The sequence below is a fragment of the Bacillus thermotolerans genome (assembly GCF_000812025.2).
GTDB classification, from domain to species: domain Bacteria; phylum Bacillota; class Bacilli; order Bacillales; family Domibacillaceae; genus Quasibacillus; species Quasibacillus thermotolerans.
Genome location: NZ_JWJE02000108.1, coordinates 1 through 1,539, shown reverse-complemented (window position 1 = coordinate 1,539; position 1,539 = coordinate 1). Strand labels below are relative to the sequence as shown.

The window sequence follows — 1,539 nt, the reverse complement described above, 5'->3', positions numbered from 1 at the left end:
CTCGACTTGCATGTATTAGGCACGCCGCCAGCGTTCGTCCTGAGCCAGGATCAAACTCTCCAAAAAGATGTTTGATTGCTCATAAAATAAAAAAATCAAGAATTAACTGGCATGTATTTTGTTCAGTTTTCAAAGATCAATGATAGTTTCTTTGGAGCGGGTGATGGGAATCGAACCCACGACATCAGCTTGGAAGGCTGAGGTTTTACCATTAAACTACACCCGCATATATTATATGAATTAATGGTCGGGAAGACAGGATTCGAACCTGCGACCCCTTGGTCCCAAACCAAGTGCTCTACCAAGCTGAGCTACTTCCCGCTTACAAAATATGGCGCGCCCGAGAGGAGTCGAACCCCTAACCTTTTGATCCGTAGTCAAACGCTCTATCCAATTGAGCTACGGGCGCATATATTGGTGCGGTCGAGAGGACTTGAACCTCCACGGGGTCGCCCCCACTAGGCCCTCAACCTAGCGCGTCTGCCATTCCGCCACGACCGCAAGAATTAACAACAGAATTCTATTATAACATTCTACTACAATCAAGTCAATTATTTTTTCATTTCCCTTTGACGCTCTCAACGTCACAAGTAATATTCTATAACACTTTTACATAATAGTCAACTACTTTTTTTAATAAGCTTTACCTGGGAACCGATCTAGCTGTACCTCCCTTTGAAACTTATTAAAAACAAAATAGTAACCAAACTGTTAGTAATAATATAGGGGCTTAAAAAAACAGTCTGTAATGTACAGACTGACTGTTTCTAACCAAACAGTTGTTAATGCGGATGAAGGGAGTCGAACCCCCACGTCCTTTCGGACACTAGAGCCTGATTCTAGCGCGTCTGCCAGTTCCGCCACACCCGCAAAAAATAATGGTGAGCCATGAAGGACTCGAACCTTCGACCCTCTGATTAAAAGTCAGATGCTCTACCAACTGAGCTAATGGCTCACAATGGCTGGGCTAGCAGGATTCGAACCTGCGCATGACGGAGTCAAAGTCCGGTGCCTTACCGCTTGGCTATAGCCCAATATCCTGTAAAATGATACAAAAATGACCCCTACGGGATTCGAACCCGTGTTACCGCCGTGAAAGGGCGGTGTCTTAACCGCTTGACCAAGGGGCCTTAATAAAGAAAGATGTTAAGTTAAGATGGCGGAGAAGGAGGGATTTGAACCCTCGCGCCGGAGTAAACCGACCTACACCCTTAGCAGGGGCGCCTCTTCAGCCACTTGAGTACTTCCCCAAAAAATTGGCTCCGCAGGCAAGATTCGAACTTGCGACCGATCGGTTAACAGCCGATTGCTCTACCACTGAGCTACTGCGGAACGAATAATGTTTTATCGACAATTTGTATTATATTAAAAACGAATAGGTGCGTCAACACCCTTTTTATTTTTTTGCTAATTCCTTCATTTCCATTCAACTCCCCTCAAAATACAGCAAGAGGCTGGGACAAAACCCCAGTAACTTAAAAATAGGTACTCACCAAAAATGTTGGAGAGTACCTATTTTTTTGCACACAAAAAAGACAC

10 tRNA genes and 1 rRNA gene are annotated in these 1,539 nt (G+C 44.6%); all 11 read right to left on the bottom strand.

From position 1 onward, the window contains the following. Positions 1–66 (bottom strand): 16S ribosomal RNA (locus QY97_RS19125); the annotation flags it as partial. An 86-nt stretch (positions 67–152) separates the two neighbouring features. Then, positions 153–226: transfer RNA gene (locus QY97_RS19120), tRNA-Gly, on the bottom strand. A gap of 18 nt (positions 227–244) precedes the next feature. Further along, positions 245–321 (bottom strand) — tRNA-Pro (locus QY97_RS19115). An 11-nt stretch (positions 322–332) separates the two neighbouring features. Then, a tRNA-Arg gene (locus tag QY97_RS19110) sits at positions 333–409 on the bottom strand. A gap of 6 nt (positions 410–415) precedes the next feature. Continuing rightward, positions 416–501, bottom strand: a tRNA-Leu gene (locus QY97_RS19105). A 285-nt stretch (positions 502–786) separates the two neighbouring features. Further along, a tRNA-Leu gene (locus QY97_RS19100) sits at positions 787–870 on the bottom strand. Positions 871–879: 9 nt separating this feature from the next. Beyond that, a tRNA-Lys gene (locus QY97_RS19095) sits at positions 880–955 on the bottom strand. A gap of 4 nt (positions 956–959) precedes the next feature. Beyond that, positions 960–1,034: transfer RNA gene (locus QY97_RS19090), tRNA-Gln, on the bottom strand. Between the two features lie 24 nt (positions 1,035–1,058). Further along, positions 1,059–1,130 (bottom strand) — tRNA-Glu (locus tag QY97_RS19085). 27 nt (positions 1,131–1,157) lie between these two features. Further along, positions 1,158–1,250 (bottom strand) — tRNA-Ser (locus QY97_RS19080). A 7-nt stretch (positions 1,251–1,257) separates the two neighbouring features. After that, a tRNA-Asn gene (locus QY97_RS19075) sits at positions 1,258–1,332 on the bottom strand. Positions 1,333–1,539: the final 207 nt, after the last annotated feature.